Raw genomic sequence first — 26,483 nt, 5'->3', positions numbered from 1 at the left:
CCAATTTGAGGGAGAATGAAAAATTTACTGATTTTTGTAAATTCGTATGTTTTAGCTTCTATTTCAATCGAAATGTAGACGAGAGAAAGAAATTTTTTTATAGAAATTATAATTTTTACATTTTACAATAATGATAGGGAATAGATGAATTCATTTACTTCGGAGGTAGTTATTTGAACATTAATGAGAAGGCAATTGAAATGTTTGAACAAAATAAATATGAGGAAGCAATGGAACTGTTTCAACAAGCAGTACATGAATCTAGAGACGTACAATCTCTCAATAATCTGGCTTGGATGTACTTTTATGAGGAAGAGAATGATGATAAAGCTCTTGAATTAATAAGAGAAGTTGTTAAGTTGAATCCTTCTTCATACTTTCCTTATAACATCTTAGGGGACATTTACATGAAACAAGAAAAATGGACAGAAGCGAAAGAAGCATTACAAAAGTCTATTTCGATTCAACCATCAGATGAAGCATATCATAATGTAGCTGTAGCGCATTATAACCTTGGAGAGCTGGAAAAAGCTTCAGACTTTTTCTTGCGAGTTGCAGGGGATTCGGACTATATCATGTATAGCTATGTAAAATGTTTAATTGATTTAGAACGAACGACAGAAGCAAAAGAGAAGTTAGATACTTTTAACAGGGAATCTGATAATTTTTTAGGGGAAATTAATGTAGCAGATTTATATGTTGAGTTGAATTGCTATAAAGAAGCAATTGAATGGTTCGAAAAGGGATATAAAGAATGCTGGAAAAGTCCTAATTGGATTGATAGATTTGTGTATGCTCTATATAAAACGAATAATTTCTCCCGTATAAATGAAGTTATACGGGAATCTATCGAAGCGAAAACAGCAGAAATAGAAGATGTTCAGAATGAAGAAGTAGAAGAAAACTGGACAGAAAATGATAAGAAAGAGTTAATTGAGGAATATACAGAAGAGAATAATTGTTATAAAACAATGGTAGAACGTATCAAATCTGGATATGTTCCAGGGTTAGAATTTGAAACTTATCATATAGGTGGGTGCTATTTGTTTGGTTGTAAAAGGCATAATCATCTTGAATATGAACAATAAAAAGATTCGACTGTCACATATGATGGTCGAATCTTTTTCGTTATAGGTCGCTTGTATTACATAGGTGTATATCCTCTTTAGAGGCCACTTTTTTTATATTCAAAATATGTAGTGAAATAAAACCAATAAGTCCTATTCCGCCAAAAATAAGCCATGGTGTATACATTCCGCTTAAGTTGGATGTAAAAGATGTACCGGTATAATTACCAATGATAAAACCAAATGCGAGTGATAGTTGATAAAATCCGAAGAAAGTGGCTGTATATGATTCATTACTGTAATTTGCAATAGCGATATCAGCGTTAGGTAATACGAGTGTTTCACCGATTGTAAATAAAATTACACAAATAAAGAGCCAATATGGGTGTTGAAATAAAGGAATGAGTAAAAAGGAAATACTCATTAATAAAACACCGTATTTAATAATCGAAAGTGTGTTGTATTTGTGGAATAATTTTCGGAATAATACCATAAATATGACGCCTGTTATCGCATTTATCGTAATAACGAGTGTAGCAAGTTGATTGCTATTACTAATGTTTTTCATATGAAGTGGAAGTGCGACAGTAAGCTGAGTAAACATAATATAGAAGAAAATCATGATAAAGGAAAACAGAAGGAAAGACTTGTTTTGTAAGATGGCCTGTATTCCTAATGTAATAGACGTGTTTTCAGTAGTGACTTGGAAGTGATTTTTAAGTAAGTAAAAGATAAAAGCAAATAACAGCATAAGAGATCCTGTTAGAGAGAAAGCGTAGAGTGGATCGAGTAAGAGTAAGAACCCTCCTGCAATTGGTCCGATTATTGCACCGCAATTAAAGCTAAGGTTTAAATATGTAAATAAATTTTTTCTCAAATGAGCTGGCTGTGAGCCAAATATAGCGCGAGCGGCAGGTTCGTAAAATGCAGTTCCGAAGCCAATAAGTGCAGAAGAAATAGAAATTGTATAGAAATCAGAGCATATTCCTAAAGCGATAAATCCGATTCCTCTCAAAAATAAACCAGCTATCATCATAATGATATAGCCTATTTTGTCAGCAATTAACCCTGAGAATAATGGGATAACTCGTGATGTAATTGTCATAACCGTCAACACTGTTCCTACTTGGACAGCAGAAAAATGAAGAAAGGTTAATAGATAAATAGCTAAAAATGCGTATACTGCAAAATATCCAAAAGACATAAAAAATGAAGAAATAAGCATGAAACGTATCGGTGTTGAGAAACTTTTCATAGAAATCCCCCTAATTATGTAACCAGTAAAATCATTTGATGGTTAACTATTTTATACTATAATTATACATAAAGTCAGAAAAAAGTAAATTTTAAGAAGAAGGTGGATCGAATTGAATCAAAACGCTCCAAATGAACTAGAATATATTCGGGAATTTTTAAATACATGGAGAATACCAAACGATACGAGAGAGCCAATTGATTTGCTGCAAACAAAAGAAGATATAAAGCTCTTTATGAAAGAATATTTTGATGAAGAGTTTCCATTTCATACGATAGAGGAATTAAGAGGTTTTCGAGAAGATATTCGGATGACAATTGAAGGCGAAGGATCATTGCAAAAATGGTTAGAGAAATACCCATTTCATGTACATATAAAGGATGATATGAAAGGTATTACATATGAACCAGTATATGAAGAGAATGTGTATACAAAAATGTTAAGCATTGTGTTAATGTCAATTCAAGAAAATGTGTGGGGAAGGTTAAAAGCATGTCCAGATTGTCGCTGGGTATTTTATGATTATTCGCGAAATGGAAGTAAAAGATGGTGCGGTATGTATGCTGGAGAAGAAGGAGGAAGAGCATGCGGTACGATTGCAAAAGTGAAAAACTACCGGGCGAAGAGAAAAGGGCGATCTGGTTATGATATGTAATTAATATTAGAGAAAGAAAAATGGATGGGGGGAATGAATAATATGAAAGGCACACAAATGCTAGCTACAAATAAAAAGTGTTGGGATACAGTTGCACCTTATTTCTTTCAAGTGGATTGTTTACCGAAATACGGACCGTATACGGCATCTGAAGATGAGATCCATTTGTTCGATTCAATTAAAGATAAAAAGGTACTTGATATTGGGTGTGGAAGTGGACATTCGTTGCAGTATATGGCGGAACAAGGGGCAAAGGAATTGTGGGGACTTGATCTTTCAAGTGCACAAATTGCAATAGCGAATAAGACGTTAAAGGATTGGAATCCAAAGTTAGTATGCGGAGCAATGGAAGAAGAAGGAGATATTCCGAAAGGGTATTTTGATATTGTATATTCCATTTATGCATTAGGTTGGACTTCAGATTTAAGAAAAACGTTGGAACTGATTTATTCATATGTAAAGCCAGGGGGAAGTTTTATTTTTAGTTGGGAGCACCCAGTATATTCAAACTTACAGTATGGTACGGAAAAAGTTGCTATAAAGTCTTCTTATCATGAGGAAACGCCCATTACGTTTGAAACATTTAAAGGAGAAAATGTACAAGCGACATTATATAAGAGAAAAATAAGTACATACATAAATGAGTTAAATAGATCGGGATTTAAAATTGAGAGAATAGAAGAGCCTGAACCATCGAGCTCGCTTGATGGAGAACTAGCTGAGCCGTCTACGAAATATTATTCTTTATATAAAGCTAGGATGGTGCCAACTACTTTTATTATTAAGGCGAGGAAGTAAATTGTTTTATAAAAAGAAGCCTATCATTTCAAATAGATGAAATGATAGGCTTCTTTATTTTAAAAAAATGAGGTCAAAGGTGTACTTTTCTTATAAAAATGCATTTCATATAAAAGGTGTAATTATTTTGGGGAAGGGGGATTGTTGTGCGTCATCATAGAAAGTGCAAAAAATTTGGAGTGGCACTGCCTCTTCCGCTTATAGGAGCAACGGGTCCGACAGGTAATAGTGGTCCAATCGGTCCAACTGGAGGGCATGAAGGTCCTGTTGGTCCTACAGGGGTGACTGGACCGACGGGAGCAACTGGGCCCCAAGGTCCTCAAGGTATCAGGGGGATACAAGGTCCCCGAGGGACAACAGGAGCTCAAGGGATACAAGGTCCCGTTGGTGATACTGGAGAGCAAGGAATTACTGGTCCGGTCGGCTTACAAGGTCCTCAAGGATTAATTGGAGAGCAAGGTTCTGTTGGCGATATTGGATTACAAGGTATGCAAGGAATACAAGGAATTACAGGCCCTGCTGGTAGTCAAGGTATACAAGGCACACAAGGAATACAAGGGGAAATAGGTGAGCGAGGACAAACGGGAGCACAAGGAATGCAGGGAGAGAGAGGCATAACTGGAGTCTCGGGTGTAACTGGTCCACAAGGTCCTCAAGGTGTTCAAGGAATACAAGGAGAGCAAGGGGCTACTGGTATACAAGGAGAAGACGGCTTCCAAGGGATACAAGGAATTACTGGGGAGGAAGGCCCGCAAGGAGCACAAGGAATACAAGGTGAAGTGGGTCCAACTGGTTCTACTGGAATGCAAGGTGCCCAAGGTATAAGTGGAATAAAGGGGATAACAGGTGCAATAGGTTTACAAGGACCACAAGGTGTGCAAGGAATACAAGGTATAACGGGAGCAACAGGTTTTCAAGGGATAAAAGGAATAAGAGGTATAACGGGAGCGACGGGTAGCGTTGGTATTCAAGGCTCAGAAGGACCACCGGGCGGTCCGACGGGAACAACAGGTCCAATTGGTCCATCTAGTGGGGTGACTGGACCAGCTGGCCCACCCGGTCCACCAGGAGGTCCAACAGGTCCGACGGGTGCGACTGGTTCAACAGGTGTAAGCGGAGGGAGAGGACCAATTGGAGCGCAAGGAGTGCAAGGTATAACAGGTCCAACAGGTCCTCAAGGTGTAAGAGGAGCACAAGGTTCCCAAGGTGTAGTTGGAGCAGTTGGAGTACAAGGGGCACAAGGTCCTCAAGGTAACCAAGGTATAGCAGGTCCAACGGGTGCAGAAGGTTCTCAAGGAATACAAGGTCCGCTGGGAGTAATGGGTCCAACAGGTGCAGAAGGTCCTAAAGGTATTCAAGGTATTCAAGGTGTAATAGGTCCAACAGGTGCACAAGGAATGGTGGGAATACAAGGCGTAGCTGGTCCAGCTGGTGTTACAGGAGCGGAAGGAGCTCAAGGTGCACAAGGAATCCGAGGAGCAACCGGTCCTGCGGGATCACAAGGTATACAAGGAGTTCAAGGGATACAAGGAGAAACAGGAGCAGCTGGAACACAAGGTCCTCAAGGTGTTCAAGGGATACAAGGGACTACCGGATTGACAGGTAAACAAGGTGCCCAAGGTCCTCAAGGAGTGCAAGGAATAATAGGACCGACTGGAGCTATTGGTTTGCAAGGTCCTCAAGGATTCCAAGGAATAACGGGTCCAACAGGAGCGCAAGGAGTGCAAGGAATACAAGGTGTGCAAGGAATTATCGGTCCAACAGGTGCACAAGGAATTAGAGGTCCCCAAGGAAATACAGGGGAAGTCGGTATAACAGGCCCACAAGGAGTCCAAGGGGCGCAAGGTAGTCAAGGCCCACAAGGCCCACAAGGAAATGTTGGAATTACAGGTGCAACGGGTGAAACTGGAGCCACAGGAGCAACTGGGGCAACTGGACTACAAGGTGTGCAAGGTGTTCAAGGGATTACGGGAATACAAGGAATAACGGGAACGACAGGCAATACAGGTGCAACGGGTCCGCAAGGAATACAAGGTATACAAGGGATTCAAGGGTTGCAAGGCCCAATTGGAGCAAGTGGGGTGACAGGTGCTAGTGGTAGTATAGGCCCAGTTGGAGCACAAGGTAGTCAGGGCCCAAATGGCGTGGTGGGACCGACAGGAGCAACTGGTAGTGCAGGGTCAATAGGTTTCTTGGGAATAGCGGGAGCGACAGGAGCGACTGGCTTACCTAGCGGGGGCGGTTATTTCTTTTCTACTTCAACGAGTACAATTGCAGCGAATGCGTTAATACCAATTAATTCTGGATCTACAGTTTTTGGTTCTGATGTCAGTTTAACAAATGCAACAACTGTAACGTTAAGTACGCCGGGAATTTATTTAGTAAGCTATTATTTTCAAGGCGATCCAACTGCCGGAAATGAAACAATTTCAGTGAGGCTTACTTTAAATGGAACACAAGTCGCAGGGAGTTTTATTTTTTATGTTACAGGAGGTACTTTTATATTAGAACCAGCAGTTTCGAATACGATGATCATTGAAGTTACTTCTTCAAATGCAACTTTGTCTTTACAAAATGGTCCGTTAGCTATCGGGCATGTAACGACATTATCTGGTGTGACAACAGCTAGTTTAAATGTATTAAAAATAGTTTGATATGTTAGTTATAACGGGGGAGATGCTTGTGAAGAATCAAGATAAGTGTAGTAAGTTTCAAGCACCTATTCCTTTTCCACCGCCAGGTATTACGGGGCCCACTGGTCCAACCGGTCCAACTGGTGCTTTAGGTGGACCAACTGGACCGCAAGGAATACAAGGCGTACAAGGTCCAATCGGTCCAACCGGCCCACAAGGAATACAAGGAGTGCAAGGGGTGCAAGGAGAAAATGGTTCAACAGGCCCAACTGGTTTAACTGGACCACAAGGTGCTCAAGGTAGTCAAGGTCCGATGGGGGAACAAGGTCCACAGGGAATTCAAGGTGTTCAAGGTATTCAAGGCGAAAGGGGGCCGACTGGTCCAACAGGTATTCAAGGGATACAAGGAATACCTGGACCAATGGGAGAAACAGGTCCAACAGGAATACAAGGTATACAAGGAGTGCAAGGAGAAATTGGTCTAACCGGCCCAATCGGAATACAAGGTATACAAGGAGTGCAAGGTGAAATCGGTCCGACCGGTCCAACTGGAAATACGGGTATACAAGGTGTTCAAGGAAATTTAGGAAGTAGTGGTTTACAAGGTGTAACAGGTATACAAGGTATTCAAGGTCCACAAGGAGTAATGGGATCAACCGGTCCAACGGGTTTACAAGGTCTACAAGGAGTACAGGGACCGATAGGAGCAACAGGCCCAACCGGTCAACAAGGAGTGCAAGGGGCACAAGGTCCAATTGGTCCAACAGGCCCGCAAGGAATACAAGGAATACAAGGTGAGCAAGGAGTAAGGGGAGCGACCGGTCCAACTGGTTTACAGGGGCTACAAGGAATCCAAGGTCCGAGTGGTCCAACCGGTCCTCAAGGAGTGCAAGGCGTACAAGGTCCGAGTGGCATAACAGGTCCAACTGGTCCTCAAGGAATACAAGGTATTCAGGGACCACAAGGAAGTATAGGCCCAACCGGTCCTCAAGGAATACAAGGTGTGCAAGGTCCACAAGGCCCAACCGGCCAGGCGGGGGCAACGGGTCCTCAAGGAATACAGGGAATACAAGGTCCAATTGGTCCAACCGGTCCCCAAGGAATACAGGGGATACAAGGCGTGCAAGGTTCCCAAGGCCCAACTGGTCCAACCGGCCCTCAAGGTCTACAAGGAATAACCGGTCAGTCGGGCCCAACCGGTCCAACCGGAGTAACAGGTCCGACTGGAGCAACGGGTCCCCAAGGTCCACAAGGAATCCAAGGTCCACAAGGAGTAACCGGCCCAACAGGGGCAACCGGCGAGGCGGGAGCAACGGGTCCTCAAGGTCCACAAGGAATCCAAGGACCACAAGGAGCAACAGGTCCAACTGGAGCAACCGGCCAGACGGGAGCAACGGGTCCTCAAGGTCCACAAGGAATCCAAGGTCCACAAGGAATAACAGGGCAGGCTGGAGCAACCGGCCAGACGGGAGTGACTGGTGCAACTGGACCAACCGGAATCCAAGGCATACAAGGAATAACTGGAGCAACAGGGGGAACGGGAGTAACAGGCCCAACAGGTGCTACTGGCCCAACGGGCTTAGCTGGAGCAACAGGATCATCTGCTATATCTACAGGTGGTGGCTATTTCTTTTCTACATCAACAAGTACAATTGCAGCAAATACTAACATTCCAATTAATTCTGGATCCACTGTATATGGAACGGGTGTATCTTTAACTAGTGCTACGACAGTCACAGTAGCGACGCCAGGAATATATTTAGTAAGCTACTATTTCCAAGGGGATGCAAATGGTGGAAATGAGACAGTATCTGTTAGATTACTATTAAATGGAACGCAACTAACAGGGAGTTTTATACAAAACGTAACGACATCAACTGTAGTAATCGAACCAGCCATTTCAAATACACTTCTTGTGAATGTGACGAGTGCCAATTCAACATTAATATTACAAAATGGCCCGTTAGGTGTAGGGCATGTGACTACTATAGCAGGTGCGATTACAGCAAGTTTAAATGTAGTGAGAATTTTATAAAGAATATAAAAAACACAAGGAATGTCTTTGTAAGACACACCTTGTGTTTTTTAATATTAAATAAACATTTTCTTTATCTTTTCGGTTGAAAAATATGCTGAAAGAAGTATTTGTGATGTAAGTTATCTACAACTTTATTTGCTTGATATGTGCGTTGTTTTTCAATTCGTAGTCTTTGCTCCATCATTTTTATTGCGTGATCAGATAAACGTAACATAATACATTCTCCTTTTCTATAAATATAGGTGACTATTTGATATCGATCCCATATTTATAATTAAGGAGGCAAAATGTGTAACATAGGCAAAAAGCACCTTCCTCTCCCATTACGCTTACGAGGTTAGCTGTCGGACTCGGGAAGTGAGAGTTTCCCTACTTAAAAAAGATTCGCCCCAAGTAGCATAGCTACAAAAATGGTTCCCCCGCTCCAAAATTTGGACTCAGCAAAAGGTTTTATAAAGTAAAAGATAACATAAATAAATTGACGAGTCAAACTATTTATTGTTTTCTGATTTTTTAAGTGAGGTTAAAACCACTCCATCGGGTAATATGATATCCTTTACTTCAATAAAGCCATGTTTTTTATATAAAGACAGAGCAGGGGTGTTTTCTTTCCCTGTTTGTACAATATATGTTTGGGAAGGGGAAAACATGTCAAATACATACAGTAGTAGTTTTGTTGCAATCCCTTTATGAAAATGATTAGGGGATACTACTAAACGATGAATATCCACTTCCTCTTCGTCTACTTTAAAAGAAATAAACCCAGCAAGTGTATCTTCATAAAAATAGCCGTAGAAAATTTCATCACAGGATTGAATATCAGCTACAGTATCATAAAGGCGAGGGATAGCTGTACTATTTATATATTTTGCCTCAATTTCATAAGCTGGTATTTGAATGCTTAAAATAGAAGTAGCATTTTTGTGAGAAGTTGTTATTAATTTTTGAATCATAGAGAAAGAACCTCCTTGTTGGCTGTATTTTCATAGATTTGACAAGATTTTTCTTTATTGGATATAATAATTATAATAGTTACATAACAATTTAGTATGAAAAAGAAATACACCATAATAGAAATGGAGGACTAAAAATGGGATGGATTATCACATTAATAGTTGGTGCTATTATAGGTGCAATTGCTAGTTCTATAACGGGTAAAAATTTCCCAGGTGGTATGTTCGGAAATATTATCGCAGGTTTATTAGGTGCTTCGTTAGGTGGTAGATTATTTGGATCCTTTGGGCCATCATTTGGTGGGATTCATGTCGTGCCAGCATTATTAGGTGCAATCGTGTTAATTCTTATTGTATCATTTGTAGTGAAAGCTGCAAGGAAATAGAGATATAGATTATGATGAAGAGCCCTGAATAAGGGCTTTTCATCATTCGAAGAGGTGGTTTCATTGGAGAAAATAAATATAAGAAAAAGAGATAAGTTAAGAAAGTTTTTTAGAGAACAAAATTATTTGGCGGTATTACTTGGATTTGCGTTATTGTTCATTAATATTTTATTGCTAACAAAAATATCATTTGTTTTTACACCGTTTATCGTATTTTTAAAAACAATTTTCTTCCCAGTACTATTAGCGGGCGTGCTATTCTATATTTTACATCCATTCGTTTCGCTTTTAGAAAAGAAAGGTGTTTCAAGAATCGTATCGATAGCCTCAATATACTTAATAGTAATTGGATTATTTGTGTTTTTAGTTTTAACGGTTATTCCTATTATCAAAGATCAAATTGACGCATTGATAGATAATCTACCATATTTTGGTCATGAAATCGAAAGGGCAGCACGTAGATTTGGGGAAAGTAACTTACTCGGTAAAATTCAGGAGAATTTAAATATTGATGTTGCGAATATTGTAAAAGACTACACAGTTGATTTTACAAAGTCATTATCATCAGTAACTGGTAATGTAACTGGATTTTTGAGTACTATTACAGAGGTTGTTTTAACATTTGTAATGGTTCCATTTATATTGTTCTATCTTTTAAAAGATGGTGAGCAATTACCGAATCACTTTTTAAAGTTCATTTCAGAGCAAAGACAACCAGCAGCAATGAGAATACTAGATGATATGCATTATGCGATTAGTTCGTACATTAGGGGGCAAATTATAGTTAGCTTGTTTATCGGTATTATGCTATTAATTGGTTACCTTATTATCGGTATTAAATATGCAGTACTACTCGCTATTTTAGCGATGATTGTAAATATCGTTCCGTACGTAGGACCAATTATCGCCATTACACCAGCGTTAATTATTGCGTTTATTGATTCGCCAGGGATGGTTTTAAAGGTAATTATTGTAATGATGGTTGTACAATTAGCAGAAGGTAAATTTATTTCTCCGCAAGTTATGGGTAAGAAGTTAGATATCCACCCAATTACAATCATATTTATTATTTTAACTGCCGGAAACTTATTCGGGATTATGGGCATTATTTTAGCCATTCCAGGATATGCGATATTAAAAGTGTTAGTTACACACGGTTATAGATTTGTTAAGTTGAATACATGAGAAAAAGAGCTAAAACAGTGGGAACTGTTTTAGCTCTTTTTTATTAACAATTCATTTGCATATTGGCGCGCCCATTGATCCGCTTCCAATATAGCATCAAGTGAAGGATCTTTTACATTATGATGAGCTTCAACTGTTTTGTAAATTGTTTTTTCAATATCGAAAAAGGCAATTTCATTTTTTAAGTATAGTGCATTCGCAATTTCATTTGCTGCATTTAATACAGCGGGAGTAGTACCACCGATTTTGCCACATTCATATGCGTATTGTAGACAAGGGAACTTCTCTAAATCTGGTTTTTCAAAATGTAAACTACCGATTTCTAATAAATTTAATTTTTCATAGGAAGAAGGTAGCCGAGCAGGATAGTGAAACGCATATTGAATCGGCATTCTCATATCAGGAGCACCGAGCTGTGCCATAACTGATCCATCAATAAATTCTACTAAAGAATGAATGATACTTTCTTTATGAATCATTACATCAATTTTTTCATACGGAATATCAAATAGCCATCTCGCTTCCATTACTTCAAAGCCTTTATTCATTAATGTGGCAGAATCAATCGTTAGTTTTGCACCCATTAACCAGTTTGGATGTTTTAAAGCGTCCTTAGCTTGTAATGTTTGCATTTCTTCACGTGTTTTATCACGAAAAGCACCACCGGAAGCTGTTACAATTAACTTCTCAATCTCTTTATTATTTTCTCCGTTTAAACATTGGAAAATAGCTGAATGCTCACTATCTACTGGAATTAAGCGACATCCGTTTTGTTTCGCTAGTTCAGTTACGATATGTCCAGCTGCAACCAAAGTTTCTTTATTAGCAATAGCGATATCTTTCTTCGCTTTTAATGCTTCAATTGTTGGGAGTAATCCTGAAACACCTACAACAGAGCTTAATACAAGATTTGAATCAGGGTGAGTAGCTACTGCAATTAAGCCATCAGTCCCGTGTGTGATTTTTGTATTTGCTGAAATACGCGTACGAAGCTTGTCTGCTAAGTCTTTTGTCGCAACGCTTACAATACGAGGTTGAAACGTTTTGATTTGTTGCTCAAGAAGATCGATATTATAATTTGCGGTTAAACCGACGATTTTAAAATGTTCAGGATGAGCTGAAACGACATCTAATGCAGATGTGCCGATGGATCCTGTTGAACCTAAAATTGATATATATTTTACCATGAAAAAACCTCCAAAGTTGTTTCGAATATTTCTGCAAACCTATATAAAATTAGACAATTGAAGTGGAAATTCCTGCTATATAAAATAGAAAATTAGGGTTTGTTTGGAAGTGAAATGTGATAAACTGTAAAAAATAACGAAAAAGCAATGAAAGAGAAGAGTACATATTCGAAACTTTTTAGAGAGCTGATGTGTGGTGGAAATCAGTAAGGGATGAATATGGAATGGGCTCTGGAGCTTCTAACTGAAATGAGTAGGTAAAGACGGTTACTTCACGTTAAGAAGTTGAAGTGAGCTATAATGATAGCTAATTAAGGTGGTACCGCGGGAGTCTCTCGTCCTTTTTTAAGGATGAGAGGCTCTTTTTATTTTGAGAAAGGAGGAGTTAGTGTGAGTGAGAAAATAATGTTAACAGGAATTAAGCCGACAGGTTATCCGCATTTAGGAAATTATATTGGTGCGATTAAACCTGCATTACAAATGTCAAAGAATAATGAAGGAAAAGCATTGTACTTTATAGCTGATTATCATGCATTAAATGCTGTTCATGATCCAGAGAAGTTCAGCAGTTATACGAAAGAGGTAGCAGCTACTTGGTTATCGCTTGGACTTGGAGAAGATGTTATTTTTTATCGGCAAACAGAAGTGCCGGAGATTCTAGAATTAGCTTGGATTTTAGCTTGCCTAACTCCGAAAGGTCTTATGAACCGTGCTCATGCGTATAAAGCGAAGGTGGAGCAAAATAAAGAAGCGGGTTTAGAGGTAGATGCAGGAGTGAATATGGGATTATATACGTATCCGATTTTAATGGCGGCGGATATATTACTATTTCAAGCTACTCATGTACCAGTTGGGAAAGATCAAATTCAGCATATTGAAATTGCACGTGATATTGCGACGTATTTTAATCATACATTCGGCACGACATTTACACTTCCGGAGTATGTAGTGCAAGAAGAAGGAGCAATATTACCAGGACTTGATGGAAGAAAGATGAGTAAAAGTTACGGGAATGTGATCCCATTATTTGCAGAGAAAGAAAAACTACGAAAGTTAATATTTAAAATCAAAACAGATTCTTCACTTCCAAATGAACCGAAAGAACTAGAAACGTTATTTACGATTTATAAAGAATTTGCGACGGAAGATGAAATACAGTCGATGAGTGAAAAGTATGAGGCTGGAATCGGATGGGGCGATGTGAAAAAAGAGTTATTTCGCGTTGTAGATCGTGAGTTAGCTGGACCTCGTGAGAAATATACTATGTATATGAATGAGCCGAATTTATTATACGAAGCTTTAGAAAAAGGTGCTGAGCGAGCAAGAAAAATCGCGAAGGTAAATTTAGCGGAAATTAAAAAACGGATTGGATTTGAGAGGGGGCGCTGAGCGTTCCCTCGTTTTTCGATATAAATTATTCTTTATATCGATACGTAGAGCAAGGAGTTCGCACTTCTTTTCCGAACTTATTAGTTGCATATATGAAAAAGTATGCTAATATAGGGTTGCTTATTAAACGTGTTTAATAAGTTTAATTAAAGGCACTTATTAAAGGTATTTAATAAGTGCATCCCATATAATAAAAAAGGAGAGGATTGTATGAAAACGGAGAAAGAAAAGATGGTGGCAGGAGAAATGTATATTGCTGATGACGAAGAATTGGTGGCTGATAGGGTGGAGGCAAAACGTTTAACACGCCTTTATAACGAGGCGATGGAGACAGGAGATGAGAGGCGTTTTACGTTGTTAAATCAGCTTTTAGGTTCTTCAGCTGATGGGAAATCCCAAATTAATCCTGATTTTCGTTGTGATTACGGCTACAATATCCATGTTGGAAAGAGCTTTTTTGCAAATTTCAATTGTGTGATTTTAGACGTTTGTGAAGTTCGAATCGGTGATAATTGTATGTTTGCACCTGGTGTCCACATTTACACTGCTACACATCCTTTACACCCGGTAGAGCGGAATTCTGGCAAAGAATATGGAAAGCCTGTAAAGATTGGTAACAATGTTTGGGTTGGCGGGGGAGCTATTATTAACCCTGGTATTTCAATTGGAGATAACGCTGTAATTGCTTCAGGAGCAGTTGTGACAAAAGATGTACCTAATAATGTAGTTGTTGGTGGTAACCCAGCTAAAGTTATTAAAACGATAGAAGAGTAAAAGGTGTTTTTATTAGAGTATAAATTATCGTATAGACAATTTGAAAGGTGTTTCATATGAAGAAAGATTTTGCGGAAAATGATACAAAGACGCTAATTGCCTCTCGAAATGCTCTATTCCTCTTATTTGCTTTGTCAGGTGTGGCATTTGCTACATGGATTTCTAGAACAGCAGCTACTCGAGATATTTTAACAGTGTCAAATGCAGAAATGGGCTGGATTTTGTTCGGATTATCTGTCGGTTCAATAATTGGTTTACTGAGTGCAAGTCATTTTATTGACGGTAAGGGAGCTAGAGACGTTATTATAGGCAGTATGTTTTTTATGATTGTTGGATTGCTTTGTTTAGGTATTACTATTTATTTTGTTTCTAGTATGGGGACTTTTGGTAGCTTACTAGTATTTGGAGTAGGATATGGATTAGCAGAAGTCGCATTGAATGTAGAAGGTTCTGCCATTGAGCAGAAATTAGGAACAACTCTTCTTCCGAAATTCCATGGCTTTTTTAGTATAGGAACTTTAGTAGGCGCGCTCAGTGGTTCTGCCGCCATCTCGCTTCACATCCCAATTCTGTATCAATTTCTTGCGATTTCGGTCATGTTTGTATTACTTGTATGTATGTTGTATCGTTTTCTTCCGCATGGGACAGGAAAGAAGGAGAAATCGCGAAACAAAAAGCGAGCGAAGCATACTTCCTTACGTATGGAAAGAAGGGTGCTTTTACTTGGTCTTTTCGTGCTTGGAATGGCATTTGCAGAAGGGAGTGCAAATGATTGGCTACCTATTGTGATGGTAGATGGACATCAGCAAAGTATAGTGACAGGTTCTATTATGTACACTATTTTTGTATTGGCAATGACATTAGCTCGAATGTGCAGTAGTTATTTTCTTGATCGATTCGGTCGTATCGCGGTTATGCGTGCTACTATTATGATGGCGATTATAGGAATGACAATCGTCATATTTGGGAGTAACTCATATTTTCTAGCACTTGGTGTAGTACTGTGGGGGATTGGTGCCGCGTTAGGTTTCCCGATTGGGCTTTCTGCTGCTGGAGATGACAGTGAAAATGCGACTTCTAATGTTGCTGCAGTTTCTATCATCGGTTTTACAGCGTTTTTAGTCGGACCACCATTTTTAGGAATACTTGGAGAAGCATTCGGAATACGTAATGCTTTGCTAGCTGTTTTATTATTTGTTATCTTGTCTGGAATTGTATCGTCTGTTATGAGAGAGAATGCATCGAGTTAAATACGGAGTGCCGCTAGTAGAAATATATCATCTCTATTGCTTTAGAAAATGATGTATGATATATTGTCAACGCAACTTATTAAAAGTGTTTAATAAGTATGTTGATTAAGGTGGTGAGCGATTTGAGTGAACAATTTGTTACTCAAAAATCGATTAAAGAGACGATCCTTCGCGGCATTCGTACAGCTCTTCTAGAGCGAGGTAGTGCAACGAAAGTTGAACTTAGTAATACATTAGAAATCAGTTTTCCAACGATAAGTAAATTTATAGAAAAAATGAAACAAGACGGTGAAGTCACTTTAGCCGGTTTAGATGATTCAAGTGGTGGAAGAAGAGCAAAACGATATGAATATAATCCAGAATATATGTTAGGTTTAGCGATATTTTTAGAAAAAAATGAGACGAACTATACAATTTTTAACTGTTTAGGGGAAGTAAAAGAACAAGGCAGTACTTCAAGTGCATTAATTGATACGGGTCTAAGTGTATTGACAGAACATATAGAAAGTCTTATAGCTACGTTTCCAAAGATAAGTTCAATCTCAATTGGTGTTCCTGGTGCTGTCGATAATGGGCGTATTTTCTATATTCCTGGATATGAAAAGTTCCAAAATTTTAATTTGAAAAGTCACTTGGAGGAACTGTTTTCTATACCAGTAGTAATAGAAAACGATATGAATGCTGCAGTGCTCGGCTATCATAAAAATACTGGAAACAATGAAAATTCCTCTCTTGTATATTTGTATTCAGGTCAAAATGGCCCAGGTGCGGGGATTATGGTAAATGGAGATGTCGTACGCGGAAGCACATTTTTCTCAGGAGAGATATCTTTCGTCCCGCAGTACGATAATAAAAATTTCTTGCAAGCTTTGAGAAGTGAAGATTCGAATAATCCAGAGGAATATAATATAGATGCTATTACTCGTTTAATAGCTACATGTATAGCTATTATTAACCCTCATGGATTCATCTTCTGTGATGATGAAGTGAACCAAATTGTTATAGATCAGATTGTAAAAAGTTGTCCACAGTACATTCCGGCAGAACATATTCCGAAAATAACAGTGAGCAACTGGAAAGAAGATTATTTATATGGGTTAAAAAGCCTTGGACTTGATCTTATGATTACGAGAACAAATAAAGAAAATTAAATGTACTGGCAATGAAGCATCCAATTGCCAGTTGAATAACATAAAAGAAAAGGTGTCGATTATGAAAATTGAGCATGTAGCAATTTGGGTGAATGATTTAGAAAGAATGCGTGATTTCTATAAACAGTACTTCGGTGGTGAAGAAAATAGCTTATATCACAATCCGAAAAAGCAGTTTAAATCTTATTTCATAACTTTTGAAGGCGGTGCGCGTCTAGAACTTATGAAGCAGGTAGGGATAGACGAGAAAGTACAAACACAAACAATAGGATATGCGCATATTGCTTTTTCAGTAGATAGTAAAGAAAAAGTGAACAAATTAACTAATACATTAAGAGAAGCAGGATACTCAGTGTTAAATGGGCCGCGTACTACAGGGGATGGTTATTATGAAAGTGTAGTAAGTGATCCTGAAGGAAATCAGATTGAGATAACAATCTAACATTATATTTACTAATAATTGATAAAAAATAAAATTTTGTTGTTCCCCAAAATGTGAACGAGAAACCTATTATTTCTGCAGAAAGGGGGACATAACGTTGAGTGAAATCATTTTTATTTTCTGTATATATCCATTGCTTGTTTGTATTGTTTCAATAGCTGGAGCATATAAAGTAGGTACATTTTATGTGATGCCAATAGTAACATTTCTTATTTTTCTTATGTTAAATGTTACAGCGCACGATCCAGCATTTTTCTTTTGGGTGGGCATGTATACTATTCTTTCATTTATTGTTTCTTATATAACTATCCTTTTTATAAAGGGATATAAAGTTGTAAAAAGAGAGCGTTAATATCATTTTGGGGAAATAGGGATTTACGGTGAACGATAACAACCTCATTTCACGTTGTAATGACGGGAAATGAGGTTGTTTGATTTCTATTTTTTATTGGATTGATGAAAATCGCGAAGAATCTTCTCAATGACTGGATGAAGATTACTAGGTAACTCATCAAGCGGAAAGAAGCGTAATTCTTTCGATTCCCTTTGATCGCATACAAGCTCACCGTGGAATTCTCGGCAAATATAAACAACGAGTACACCATGTACTTGATCACCATTTGGATAGATTTGAAAGAAGTCTGGTCCTGAGTATGTACGGAATAATTCTGGCTCTTTAATAATAAGTCCAGTTTCTTCAAACACTTCTCGTTTTAAAGCATCTTCTAACGTTTCGTTATATTCTAGGGCACCGCCAATAATGCCCCAGAGGTTAAAATCTGTACGGAACTGCAGCAATACTTCATCTTTTTCATTTAATATAATGGCGTGTGATCCTATTAAAATAAGTGGATGATTTCCTACTAGATTTCTCATATCTTCAATATAACCCATGTCATTGCTCCTTGTATTTAATAATAGTTAGGAAGTTCTTTTAACATTCTTTCTGTTTTACGTGCTGTAAAGGCTAAGTTATGGTCATCTTTCGTTCTGAAAAATAATGTGCGTAAAAAGGTTTTAATATTGGCACATAAAATACAATACTCAGTAAGCGAAAGGCGTTTTCTAATTTGAGGAAGCCTTTTTATTTTTTTTTGAATAATAGAAATTAACTCGTTTTGAGGAAAATCATGATACAGCATTGCTAGTAATGGAGTAACGATGCGCTCATCTTCGTTATTATGAAAAAGGTCAGATGGAATAAAGATTTTATTTAATAAACAATGAATTAATTCTTCGTACCATTCAAAAGTGGTATACGTATTATGAACAATTTCAGTAAAGGCATCAGATACGTGAGCAAGACAATGAGCCCATCCTTTATTTTCGATATAGCCCCGAAAATCTGTTTCTAAGTTTGTGTAAGTAATGAGTTTATTTTTTATTTCTTCGATATCCTCCTCTGTACAAAAGTAGTGCGAATTAGCGAATTGGAGTATTAACGCAATTAACGAAACAGTGTAAGAACGTGTGAAAACCCCATCTGTATGTGGGGAGTAAATGTCACAATATAAATACTCATCACTTAAACAAGTTTGCAGAAGTAATTTCAGCTGATCGTCCATAAGGAATTCATGATGAATGAAATGCGCAAAACATTTATATATAAGTTGGTAACGAACGTAGCTATCAGTCGTTCCGATATACTGAAGCATGTTCAAAGTTAACTCATTTACGTCTATATGTTGCAGTTGCGTATAGTCATTTTGTTGTATAAGCTCTAACTGTTGTTGCAATGCTGTAATATCCACTGGAGAACCTCCTCCGCACTTTAAAGATGCGATCTTTTCTAGTATTCTATATATTCAAGGACAATCCTGCTCATGCAAGGAGAACGATTAGAAATTCGAGTATGATATAGATGAGGGAAGAATATGACGACGATAGAACAGTTAGAAAAACATTTTAAAATAAGAAGAAGTGCTTCTTCTATTATGATAAAAGAAAATAATGCAGAGATTTTTACAGAAGAGCAATTAGAGGAAATGATGCAGTATTGCGTTGCCGAAGCTAAAAAAGGTGGATTAGAAAAACTACATTTTGAAATCTCTTCAAAAAGTCCAAATTATGATGTGTATAAAAAATGTTTTGAAACGTATTCATTTGAATATGTTACGGAAAACATGATTGTATTTAAAGATATATACGAAGTAGAAGATGTAGAAAGTGAAATTGATTTTAAGTTAATTGAAGAAGTAGGGGAAGAGGCTTTTTATTCACTGTGGAATGAAGCGACGGGAGAACCAGTTGCTCATGATCAATTTGTGCATATGATGCTACAAGAAATTGGTGAGCAATGGAAAGAACATTGCTTAACAGCGAGTGTCGATGAAGAGCCGATAGGAATTGTAATTCCGCATATTGAAAGAGGTACGTTAGAAGAAGGGAAACTTATGTACTTCGCAGTTACTCCAAATATGCGTAATAAGGGATATGAAGCTGCGTTATTTGCAGGTGCGATGTTTGTCTTAAAGGAAATAGGTGCATCTTATTATATTGGTGAGACAAATATGCAAAATGAGTGGATGGAGGATGTTTTTGAAAAGAATGGATGTCAGCTGCTGAGTTGTACTGAGCGGTATGTGAGGGAGTTTTAAGATATACCCTGGGACACATCTAGTGGGAACCCGTGTACAAATTTTGAACAAGTAAAAGAACTTTTCGCCTGTTTGTAAGATAAAAAGAAAAATGAGAACGACAAAGTAGTTATTCCTATAATAAAATAGAGTAAGATTTGACTATAAGAGAAAGCGTTGGTGAAAGAATGGAGCAGCAAAGAAATTGGCTACAAGCAACTGTAGAGAGAAATGAAGATAATACGTTACAAATAAAATGGGAAAATAATATAGAAGAAGTTCGTATTTATTGGAGTACTTCACCAGATCGTATTGAAGAAAATGGAGAACTACTTGCAACTGTAAATGGAGAATTATCATATACAATTGAAAACCCGAGTGAAAATGAACGTCCATATTTTAGACTAGTAGGAAGTAATGGACAAGCAGTGACAGTAGCTGAGCGTAGATTGCCATTACAAGGTGCGTTTAACTTCCGTGATATGGGTGGATATGAAACGACTGAAGGCCGTAAAGTGAAATGGGGCAAATTATACCGTTCTGAAGAATTAGCAGGACTAACAGAATGGGATATTGCGTATTTACAAAAGTCTGGCTTAAAGTTAATTTGTGATTACCGTACAGACTTTGAAGTGAAGCATAAGCCGAATCCAGAAATTACAGGTGCTCGTCAAGTGTGCTTACCAGTTATGCAAGACTTAGCGAAAGACTTAAATATAAATGAGTTTTTCCAAGTTGGTGACCTTTCTATGTTAGGAAAACCAGGTGAGTATCTTGTGAAAATGAATCAAGATTTCGTAAGTGGCAACGAGGCATTCGTGAGCTTCTTAAACTTAGCGCAAAACCCGGAAAACTTACCGTTAGTAAACCACTGTACAGCTGGAAAAGATCGTACTGGATTTGGTTCAGCATTATTATTACTTTTACTAGGCGTACCGGAAAAAACGGTAATGGAAGATTACTTATTAAGTAACGGATTCCGTGAAAAGTTAAATGAAAAAATGATGGCCTTTTTAGGTGCGAAATTACAAAACGATGAGAGCAGAGCGATATTAGGTGCAATGTTTGAAGCGCGCGCCGAATATTTACAAGCTGCGATTGGTGAAATTCAAAAGCAATACGGATCAGTTGAAGCATACGCTGAAAGGGCTCTTGGCTTTACGAAAGAGTCGTTAGAGGAAATGAAAGAGTTACTGCTGGAAGAAAAGTAAAAAGAAGGGAGGCTGGTTTTAATTAGCCTCCCTTTCTTATTGTTGTTATAATTAAGCTATGAGAATATAGGAGTTGAGAAAAACATCATGAAATACAAAGTTATATTATTCGACGTAGATGATACATTATTAGATTTCCCAAAAACGGAAAGACACGCATTACATAATGCGTTTGTACAGTTTGGTATGTCTACAGGGTATAATGATTATCTTGCAAGTTATAAAGAGATTAGTAATGGATTATGGAGAGATTTAGAAAATAAAATGATTACGCTAAGTGAATTAGCCGTAGAGCGATTTAGACAATTATTTGCAATTCATAATATAGACGTAGATGCGCAGCAATTTAGTGATGTATACCTTGAAAATTTAGGGAAGGAAGTACATCTTATAGAAGGCGCAGTACAATTATGTGAAAATCTACAAGATTGCAAGTTAGGTATTATTACGAATGGATATACGAAGGTGCAACAATCAAGAATCGGAAATTCGCCTTTATGTAATTTCTTTGATTACATTATTATTTCTGAAGAAGTTGGTCATCAAAAACCAGCACGTGAGATTTTTGATTATGCGTTTGAGAAGTTTGGGATTACTGATAAATCAAGCGTACTAATGGTTGGAGATTCGTTAACTTCTGATATGAAAGGCGGAGAAGATTACGGCATTGATACGTGTTGGTATAATCCGAGTTTGAAAGAAAACGGGACAGATGTTAACCCGACTTATGAAGTGGAGAGTCTTCTACAAATTTTAGAAATTGTAGAAGTGGCGGAAGAAAAGGTAGCTTCATTTTAATCATGCTGATATTTGTCGAAAAATCGATATATTGAAAAAATCGTTGATATATTGTAAGTTGTGATAGATATATTGAAAAAATCGTTGATATATTGTAAGTTGTGATAGATATATTTGAAAAATCGTTGATATATTGTAAGTTGCGATAGATATATTTGAAAAATCGCTCATATAAATTCATATACTAAGATATAGAACAAAAAAATAGAGCTACTATACAAGGTCATTCACGTGTTATAATGCGTGAATTAAATATGCGTATATAAATAGTTTCCTAGCGTGATGCGATGTCATGTATGATTAGTGTAACAACTAGAGGTGAATAAAGAATGTTAAAGTTTTTATTTGAGTTAGACAAGAATCTCCCGCAGAAGGATGAGCCACGGTATGATGCTTATTCAAAGGGCTTTATCGAAGGAGATGTAACGATTTGCGCGAGTGACAGCGTATTTTTTCAAAAATCATGTGTGAAGGTTGCGGAGCTGGGCATTTATTTAGGTCAGTGGATGGAACAAGTTCAACACGGGCAGAACGTACCTATGAAATATGAAACGGCTGACCGTGAAGAGGTAATTCTTGGTTTCTTCTATGAAGAGGATCATAATCAATGGAATGTTTCTTCCAGCTGGCAAGAATTTGAACTTCAAGAGCTTATATCTACTACAACATTAATAGAGAGTGTTCAACACTATTTGTATGAGCTAAATAAAGAACTGCGCATGATAGAATATCCTGTGACGTTTGATCAGTACTTAAGAGGAGAGCGAATGATGCAGCTCTCTTACAAACGACCGTGTGATAGCAAAGCAGATACGACGCCGATAGAGTTTTATAATGGAAGTGAGCAAGTAGGCGTAGTACGGGGTTATTATAAAAATACGTTGATGAGAGTGCTGGACTTCATTCCGAAAATTGGTAGTAATATCATTTATGAAATAAAGGATAGTAAGGGCAATATTCGCGTCATTGCAAAGGATGTAAGTAGGCAGCGCCAAAGAAAGATTTTAGTAACGTACATCGATAATAATGATGCAGAGCATGAAATACTTGTATGTGACGGAAAGTTATTGGATGCAAATTTTATATTTACCTTTACATATAAGGCAGAAGAATATGTTGTTCATAAAACTTCATTTGGAATGGGAAAATTATTACGAAAAGGCTATTTAATCGCAGATTGGAACATTCGTCTTGAGGAAGATATGTATTACATCGAGATGAATGCATATGATGGAGATTACATGGAGGATCAATACTTACTATTAGGCGTATTTCATGCGGTTTTATATGGATAATCTATGAGAAATACCGTCATTCTTCTTGGAAAGAATGACGGTATTTTTTATTTATCCTCAAAAATAAAAATCTCATCAATCGTACTATGAAGTGCCTTCGCTATATCGTGAGCGAGTTGCAATGAAGGATTATACTTACCTTTTTCAAGGTGGCTAATTGTTTCACGCCGTACACCAACTTGCTTCGCTAAATCTTCTTGTGTCATGTTCAATTTTGCGCGGTATTCTTTTATCTTCGTTACGAACGCCATGGTGCATCTTCCATTTCATCAACAGGTTTATCATAAAAGAACATAGAAAAACCGAACGTAAGAATGAGTGTGCCGAAAATAAGAGCGATATCAATTTCTTGTAGCGCCGGGTTTGGAAATAACATTTCAATAAATATAATGATAGCGGTAGTTAGTAATGTAACGATAAATGCATTGCGACACGATTTATTGACAATTTGTTCAAACAGTTCATCGTGTTGAACTGTTCTATACGATGTGAAAAAGGAGAAGAAACAGAACATAGTAAACAATCCTTTTTCATAAAAAAATCCGAGGAAACCGAAGAAACCGAGAAATCCTAAATATTTTATCCAAGTTGTTTTCATGATAGGTCCTCCTTACGTTGTTAGAAATAAGTTACGTTATGTTACAAATATATCACAATTGGATAGGAATGGTAATAATAGTTTTCCAGTTTGCTTCATAATAATAGTAAAAAGAGGAAATATGCTGCGAAATAAAGAGGATAATATTGTAAAATGGTTGTAAGGAGGGGGAGGAAGAAATGCTAACTTGGATCATGATCGTTGTATTACTTGTAGTGATTACTGTCATTGCGACGGTGTTAATTGGGCGGAATGGTGATGCAAATTATAGCAAAGCGACAAAGGGGAATATTAAACGATTAACAATGATTTATATTATACTAGCTGTCGTTTTAGTTGTTGGATTAGGGGTGTATATTTATTTTAAAGGTTAAATAAACTGAAAAATGTAAAAATCTTAAAATGGAAGTATGCTATAATATCAATATAGTTATTTGGTAATTAAGGAAAGGATTGGATGGAATGATTGAAATTACGAATGTGTCAAAAAGTTATAATGGGTCTACTTATGCAGTAAAAGATTTAAGTTTATCTGTACCTAGCGGCGAAATCTTTGGATTTTTAGGACCAAATGGTGCGGGTAAATCCACGACAATTAAGATGATTACTAGCATTCACGGGGTGGACAAAGGGACTATTACGATTAATGGAAAAAATATTATGGAAGAGCCGATGGAAGCAAAGAAGACGTTTGGTTATGTGCCGGATAGCCCAGATATGTTTTTACGTTTAAAAGGAATTGAATATTTAAACTTTATGGCTGATATGTATGAAGTGCCGAAGGAAGTAAGACAAGAACGAATAGAGTCTTTAGCGAAGAAGTTTGATCTTTATAATGCATTATCTGATCAAATTCAAAGTTATTCGCACGGTATGAGACAAAAAATCGTTATTATTGGTGTGCTCGTGCATGAACCAGATGTATGGATTTTAGATGAACCGTTAACAGGGCTTGATCCGAAATCTGCATATATTTTAAAAGAAATGATGAGAGAACATGCGGATAAAGGAAAGATTGTATTTTTCTCTACGCACGTATTAGAAGTAGCGGAAAAAATATGTGACCGGGTTGCTATTATTAATAAGGGGAATTTGCAGTTTAAAGGAAATTTAGATGAAATGAGAGATCATTTTAAATCCAATGAATCACTTGAAAAAATGTTCTTGGAGATGACGGGCAATGAGTAAAATTTGGACGTTAACGAAGGTACTATTAAAGTTAAATTACGCAGATTTTATAGCAGATAAGAAGAAGCGATGGGCGTATTTATTTTCATTTGCAGCTATTTTATTTGTTGGATTTTTAATATTTGGTTCGATGACGCACGGAATGTATGAAGGTTTGAAACAATTAGGGCAAGGGCCGGGAATGATTATTGCAATGGGACTTGCGATTGCGAGTATATGGGTATTTTTAATGAGTATAACGAACATTTTAACTGTATTTTACTACAGCAATGATATTGAAATGTTACTGCCGTTACCATTAAAACCAGCGCAAATTATTTCGGCAAAATTTTTAACGGTATTAATTACACAATACGTAATGAGTTCATTTATTTTATTACCAATCTTCATTACGTACGGTTTAAAAAGTGGCGCATTTATTACATATTACATATATATGATTTTTATTTACTTACTCTTCCCAATCGTGCCGTTAGTATTAGCTTCGTTACTGATGACAATTATTATGAGGTATACAAATATAGCGAAAAATAAAGATCGAGGAAATATATTTATTGGAATCGTAAGTATATTATTTATTGTAGGAATTAACGTATTTATGCAGTGGAGAAATAAAAGTGCGTTTTCTGGAGATGGGGCTGCGGAATACCTTGTAAATAATCAATCTTCTCTTTTAGTACAAATGACAAATTATTTTCCAACTACATATTTTGGAGCAGTGGCATTAGTAGAAAATGCAAATTGGAAGGGACCTTTATATGTAATAATCTTTGCAGTTATTTCATTTGTCTTCTTTGTGTTGTTTTATTACATAGCAGAGCGTACATATTTAAAAGGGGTTATTGGACTTTCAACGAGTACAGCAAAGAAACAAGTTATTTCGGCGGAAGGTTTACAGAAATCAACAGTACAAAGTTCGCATTTAAAAGCGTATGTGAAAAAAGAATTTAAAACGTTATTCCGTACACCACAATTTTTCTTAAATTGCATTGTACAAACTTTCGTTATGCCAATTATGTTGTTCTTTATTTTATTTGTGCAAGATGGAAATTTAAAGTTTATTACAGAGTATATTAACAATCCAGAGACAACGGGATTTGCAATAGGTGTTGGCCTTTGTGCATCGTTATTTTTAATGGGGAGTAACGTCATTGCAACAACGTCATTTTCGCGAGATGGAAACTCTTGGTTTGTGAATCGTTATTTACCAGTAAAGGCTGCGGATATCTTTTTTGCGAAAGCAATCACTGCTTGGTTAATTAATGTAATCATTTTAGCAGTATTCGGTATTACGATGGCAGTTGTAGCTGGGATTTCTCCAGTCTTTATGATACTGTGGTTTTTACTAAGTGCGAACGGGTTACTGTTAATTAATTTAATTGGAACACGCTGGGACGCACAAACTGCAGATATTCATTGGGATACAGAGCAGAAATTATTTAAAAGTCGATATACAACTTTATGGAATTTTTTAGCTAATATTTTAATAGCTTTAATTATTGTGGGGGGAGTAAGTGTATTATACTTCTTCCTTCATGTCGGACTGTGGGTTATGTTTATCGTTTTATTTGTAATGTTTACGATTGTAAATTATATCTTTATTAAAATGTTAAAATTAGGTGCTGAACGTATACTGTCAAATATTCAATAAGAA

The 26,483-nt window shown here is 37.1% G+C and carries 28 protein-coding genes, 1 riboswitch and 1 other annotated feature; of the genes, 20 read left to right on the top strand and 8 right to left on the bottom strand.

The genetic code is table 11. The features are described from left to right. Nucleotides 1-173: 173 nt before the first annotated feature. The gene (locus AC1Q51_RS20680; protein ID WP_090977540.1) at nt 174-1,088 is read left to right on the top strand and encodes a tetratricopeptide repeat protein; all 915 of its coding nucleotides are present in this window, start codon (nt 174-176) and stop codon (nt 1,086-1,088) included. A gap of 40 nt (nt 1,089-1,128) precedes the next feature. On the opposite strand, the gene AC1Q51_RS20675 is transcribed toward AC1Q51_RS20680, so the two are convergent. Further along, nucleotides 1,129-2,322, bottom strand: a complete 1,194-nt coding sequence (locus tag AC1Q51_RS20675; protein ID WP_016512534.1) for an MDR family MFS transporter — start codon at nt 2,320-2,322, stop codon at nt 1,129-1,131. A 112-nt stretch (nt 2,323-2,434) separates the two neighbouring features. Between AC1Q51_RS20675 and AC1Q51_RS20670 the strand changes: the two genes are divergently transcribed. From AC1Q51_RS20670 to AC1Q51_RS20655, 4 genes are all read left to right on the top strand, one after another. Beyond that, a complete protein-coding gene (locus tag AC1Q51_RS20670; RefSeq protein ID WP_001072944.1) occupies nt 2,435-2,977 on the top strand; it encodes a CGNR zinc finger domain-containing protein in 543 nt (180 codons plus the stop codon). 42 nt (nt 2,978-3,019) lie between these two features. After that, the gene (locus AC1Q51_RS20665; RefSeq protein ID WP_000679202.1) at nt 3,020-3,775 is read left to right on the top strand and encodes a class I SAM-dependent methyltransferase; all 756 of its coding nucleotides are present in this window, start codon (nt 3,020-3,022) and stop codon (nt 3,773-3,775) included. Between the two features lie 146 nt (nt 3,776-3,921). Further along, nucleotides 3,922-6,429 (top strand): collagen-like protein, encoded by a 2,508-nt coding sequence (locus tag AC1Q51_RS20660; RefSeq protein ID WP_492331687.1) that lies wholly within the window; start codon nt 3,922-3,924, stop codon nt 6,427-6,429. Nucleotides 6,430-6,451: 22 nt separating this feature from the next. Beyond that, nucleotides 6,452-8,443 carry a collagen-like protein gene (locus AC1Q51_RS20655; RefSeq protein ID WP_492331701.1) on the top strand — a complete coding sequence of 664 codons (1,992 nt, stop codon included), beginning with the start codon at nt 6,452-6,454 and terminating at the stop codon, nt 8,441-8,443. 73 nt (nt 8,444-8,516) lie between these two features. On the opposite strand, the gene AC1Q51_RS20650 is transcribed toward AC1Q51_RS20655, so the two are convergent. Next, nucleotides 8,517-8,660, bottom strand: coding sequence for a hypothetical protein (locus AC1Q51_RS20650; RefSeq protein ID WP_000945243.1), 144 nt, complete (start codon nt 8,658-8,660; stop codon nt 8,517-8,519). A gap of 96 nt (nt 8,661-8,756) precedes the next feature. Then, nucleotides 8,757-8,899, bottom strand: a riboswitch (cyclic di-AMP (ydaO/yuaA leader). A gap of 38 nt (nt 8,900-8,937) precedes the next feature. Beyond that, on the bottom strand, nt 8,938-9,399 hold the full coding sequence (locus AC1Q51_RS20645) for a GNAT family N-acetyltransferase (protein WP_000615105.1): 462 nt from the start codon (nt 9,397-9,399) through the stop codon (nt 8,938-8,940). A gap of 137 nt (nt 9,400-9,536) precedes the next feature. Here AC1Q51_RS20645 and AC1Q51_RS20640 point away from each other — a divergent pair, with 137 nt between their 5' ends. Further along, entirely contained in the window at nt 9,537-9,785 is a 249-nt protein-coding gene (locus tag AC1Q51_RS20640; RefSeq protein ID WP_000539733.1) for a GlsB/YeaQ/YmgE family stress response membrane protein, read from the top strand. Between the two features lie 63 nt (nt 9,786-9,848). Next, a complete protein-coding gene (locus AC1Q51_RS20635; RefSeq protein ID WP_000411478.1) occupies nt 9,849-10,970 on the top strand; it encodes an AI-2E family transporter in 1,122 nt (373 codons plus the stop codon). 29 nt (nt 10,971-10,999) lie between these two features. Here AC1Q51_RS20635 and AC1Q51_RS20630 read toward each other — a convergent pair whose 3' ends face one another. Continuing rightward, nucleotides 11,000-12,157, bottom strand: coding sequence for a 1-deoxy-D-xylulose-5-phosphate reductoisomerase (locus AC1Q51_RS20630; RefSeq protein WP_098834755.1), 1,158 nt, complete (start codon nt 12,155-12,157; stop codon nt 11,000-11,002). A gap of 138 nt (nt 12,158-12,295) precedes the next feature. Beyond that, nucleotides 12,296-12,503: a binding site (T-box leader), on the top strand. Nucleotides 12,504-12,547: 44 nt separating this feature from the next. Between AC1Q51_RS20630 and AC1Q51_RS20625 the strand changes: the two genes are divergently transcribed. The 6 genes from AC1Q51_RS20625 (at nt 12,548) to AC1Q51_RS20600 (ending at nt 17,515) form a co-directional block, all read left to right on the top strand. Further along, the gene (locus AC1Q51_RS20625) at nt 12,548-13,546 is read left to right on the top strand and encodes a tryptophan--tRNA ligase (protein ID WP_098661731.1); all 999 of its coding nucleotides are present in this window, start codon (nt 12,548-12,550) and stop codon (nt 13,544-13,546) included. 210 nt (nt 13,547-13,756) lie between these two features. Beyond that, complete coding sequence (locus AC1Q51_RS20620) at nt 13,757-14,320, top strand: maltose O-acetyltransferase (protein WP_097913441.1); 564 nt, start codon at nt 13,757-13,759, stop codon at nt 14,318-14,320. A 56-nt stretch (nt 14,321-14,376) separates the two neighbouring features. Further along, nucleotides 14,377-15,570, top strand: coding sequence for an MFS transporter (locus AC1Q51_RS20615; protein ID WP_492331686.1), 1,194 nt, complete (start codon nt 14,377-14,379; stop codon nt 15,568-15,570). A 122-nt stretch (nt 15,571-15,692) separates the two neighbouring features. Then, nucleotides 15,693-16,721: an ROK family transcriptional regulator gene (locus tag AC1Q51_RS20610; protein ID WP_000003038.1), complete on the top strand. Its 1,029-nt coding sequence runs from the start codon at nt 15,693-15,695 to the stop codon at nt 16,719-16,721. A 61-nt stretch (nt 16,722-16,782) separates the two neighbouring features. After that, nucleotides 16,783-17,163: a VOC family protein gene (locus AC1Q51_RS20605; protein WP_090977554.1), complete on the top strand. Its 381-nt coding sequence runs from the start codon at nt 16,783-16,785 to the stop codon at nt 17,161-17,163. A 97-nt stretch (nt 17,164-17,260) separates the two neighbouring features. Beyond that, nucleotides 17,261-17,515: a YbeF family protein gene (locus AC1Q51_RS20600; protein ID WP_090977556.1), complete on the top strand. Its 255-nt coding sequence runs from the start codon at nt 17,261-17,263 to the stop codon at nt 17,513-17,515. An 86-nt stretch (nt 17,516-17,601) separates the two neighbouring features. On the opposite strand, the gene AC1Q51_RS20595 is transcribed toward AC1Q51_RS20600, so the two are convergent. Then, nucleotides 17,602-18,057 carry an NUDIX hydrolase gene (locus AC1Q51_RS20595; RefSeq protein WP_000540454.1) on the bottom strand — a complete coding sequence of 152 codons (456 nt, stop codon included), beginning with the start codon at nt 18,055-18,057 and terminating at the stop codon, nt 17,602-17,604. Between the two features lie 17 nt (nt 18,058-18,074). Beyond that, on the bottom strand, nt 18,075-18,914 hold the full coding sequence (locus tag AC1Q51_RS20590; RefSeq protein ID WP_000355455.1) for a DUF2785 domain-containing protein: 840 nt from the start codon (nt 18,912-18,914) through the stop codon (nt 18,075-18,077). A gap of 123 nt (nt 18,915-19,037) precedes the next feature. Here AC1Q51_RS20590 and AC1Q51_RS20585 point away from each other — a divergent pair, with 123 nt between their 5' ends. From AC1Q51_RS20585 to AC1Q51_RS20570, 4 genes are all read left to right on the top strand, one after another. Continuing rightward, on the top strand, nt 19,038-19,760 hold the full coding sequence (locus AC1Q51_RS20585; RefSeq protein ID WP_098251469.1) for a GNAT family N-acetyltransferase: 723 nt from the start codon (nt 19,038-19,040) through the stop codon (nt 19,758-19,760). A 167-nt stretch (nt 19,761-19,927) separates the two neighbouring features. Further along, on the top strand, nt 19,928-20,950 hold the full coding sequence (locus tag AC1Q51_RS20580) for a tyrosine-protein phosphatase (RefSeq protein WP_098015245.1): 1,023 nt from the start codon (nt 19,928-19,930) through the stop codon (nt 20,948-20,950). 87 nt (nt 20,951-21,037) lie between these two features. Beyond that, a complete protein-coding gene (locus tag AC1Q51_RS20575; protein WP_072939111.1) occupies nt 21,038-21,748 on the top strand; it encodes a YjjG family noncanonical pyrimidine nucleotidase in 711 nt (236 codons plus the stop codon). Nucleotides 21,749-22,077: 329 nt separating this feature from the next. Then, nucleotides 22,078-23,043: a tubby C-terminal domain-like protein gene (locus AC1Q51_RS20570; RefSeq protein WP_492331685.1), complete on the top strand. Its 966-nt coding sequence runs from the start codon at nt 22,078-22,080 to the stop codon at nt 23,041-23,043. Between the two features lie 47 nt (nt 23,044-23,090). On the opposite strand, the gene AC1Q51_RS20565 is transcribed toward AC1Q51_RS20570, so the two are convergent. Then, nucleotides 23,091-23,294, bottom strand: coding sequence for a helix-turn-helix transcriptional regulator (locus AC1Q51_RS20565; protein WP_000896294.1), 204 nt, complete (start codon nt 23,292-23,294; stop codon nt 23,091-23,093). Further along, nucleotides 23,282-23,641: a DUF3796 domain-containing protein gene (locus AC1Q51_RS20560; protein WP_000859208.1), complete on the bottom strand. Its 360-nt coding sequence runs from the start codon at nt 23,639-23,641 to the stop codon at nt 23,282-23,284. Before AC1Q51_RS20560 ends, AC1Q51_RS20565 begins: the two co-directional genes overlap by 13 nt. A gap of 179 nt (nt 23,642-23,820) precedes the next feature. Between AC1Q51_RS20560 and AC1Q51_RS20555 the strand changes: the two genes are divergently transcribed. From AC1Q51_RS20555 to AC1Q51_RS20545, 3 genes are all read left to right on the top strand, one after another. After that, nucleotides 23,821-24,015: a hypothetical protein gene (locus AC1Q51_RS20555; protein WP_000958863.1), complete on the top strand. Its 195-nt coding sequence runs from the start codon at nt 23,821-23,823 to the stop codon at nt 24,013-24,015. 88 nt (nt 24,016-24,103) lie between these two features. Further along, the gene (locus AC1Q51_RS20550) at nt 24,104-24,829 is read left to right on the top strand and encodes an ABC transporter ATP-binding protein (RefSeq protein ID WP_492331684.1); all 726 of its coding nucleotides are present in this window, start codon (nt 24,104-24,106) and stop codon (nt 24,827-24,829) included. Then, nucleotides 24,822-26,480, top strand: a complete 1,659-nt coding sequence (locus AC1Q51_RS20545; protein WP_090977564.1) for a putative ABC transporter permease subunit — start codon at nt 24,822-24,824, stop codon at nt 26,478-26,480. The genes AC1Q51_RS20550 and AC1Q51_RS20545 overlap by 8 nt, the downstream gene beginning before the upstream one ends. The last annotated feature ends 3 nt before the right edge of the window (nt 26,481-26,483 follow it).

The sequence above is a fragment of the Bacillus sp. MT94 genome, from assembly GCF_058792475.1.
This window is presented reverse-complemented; position numbering and strand designations above follow the sequence as displayed.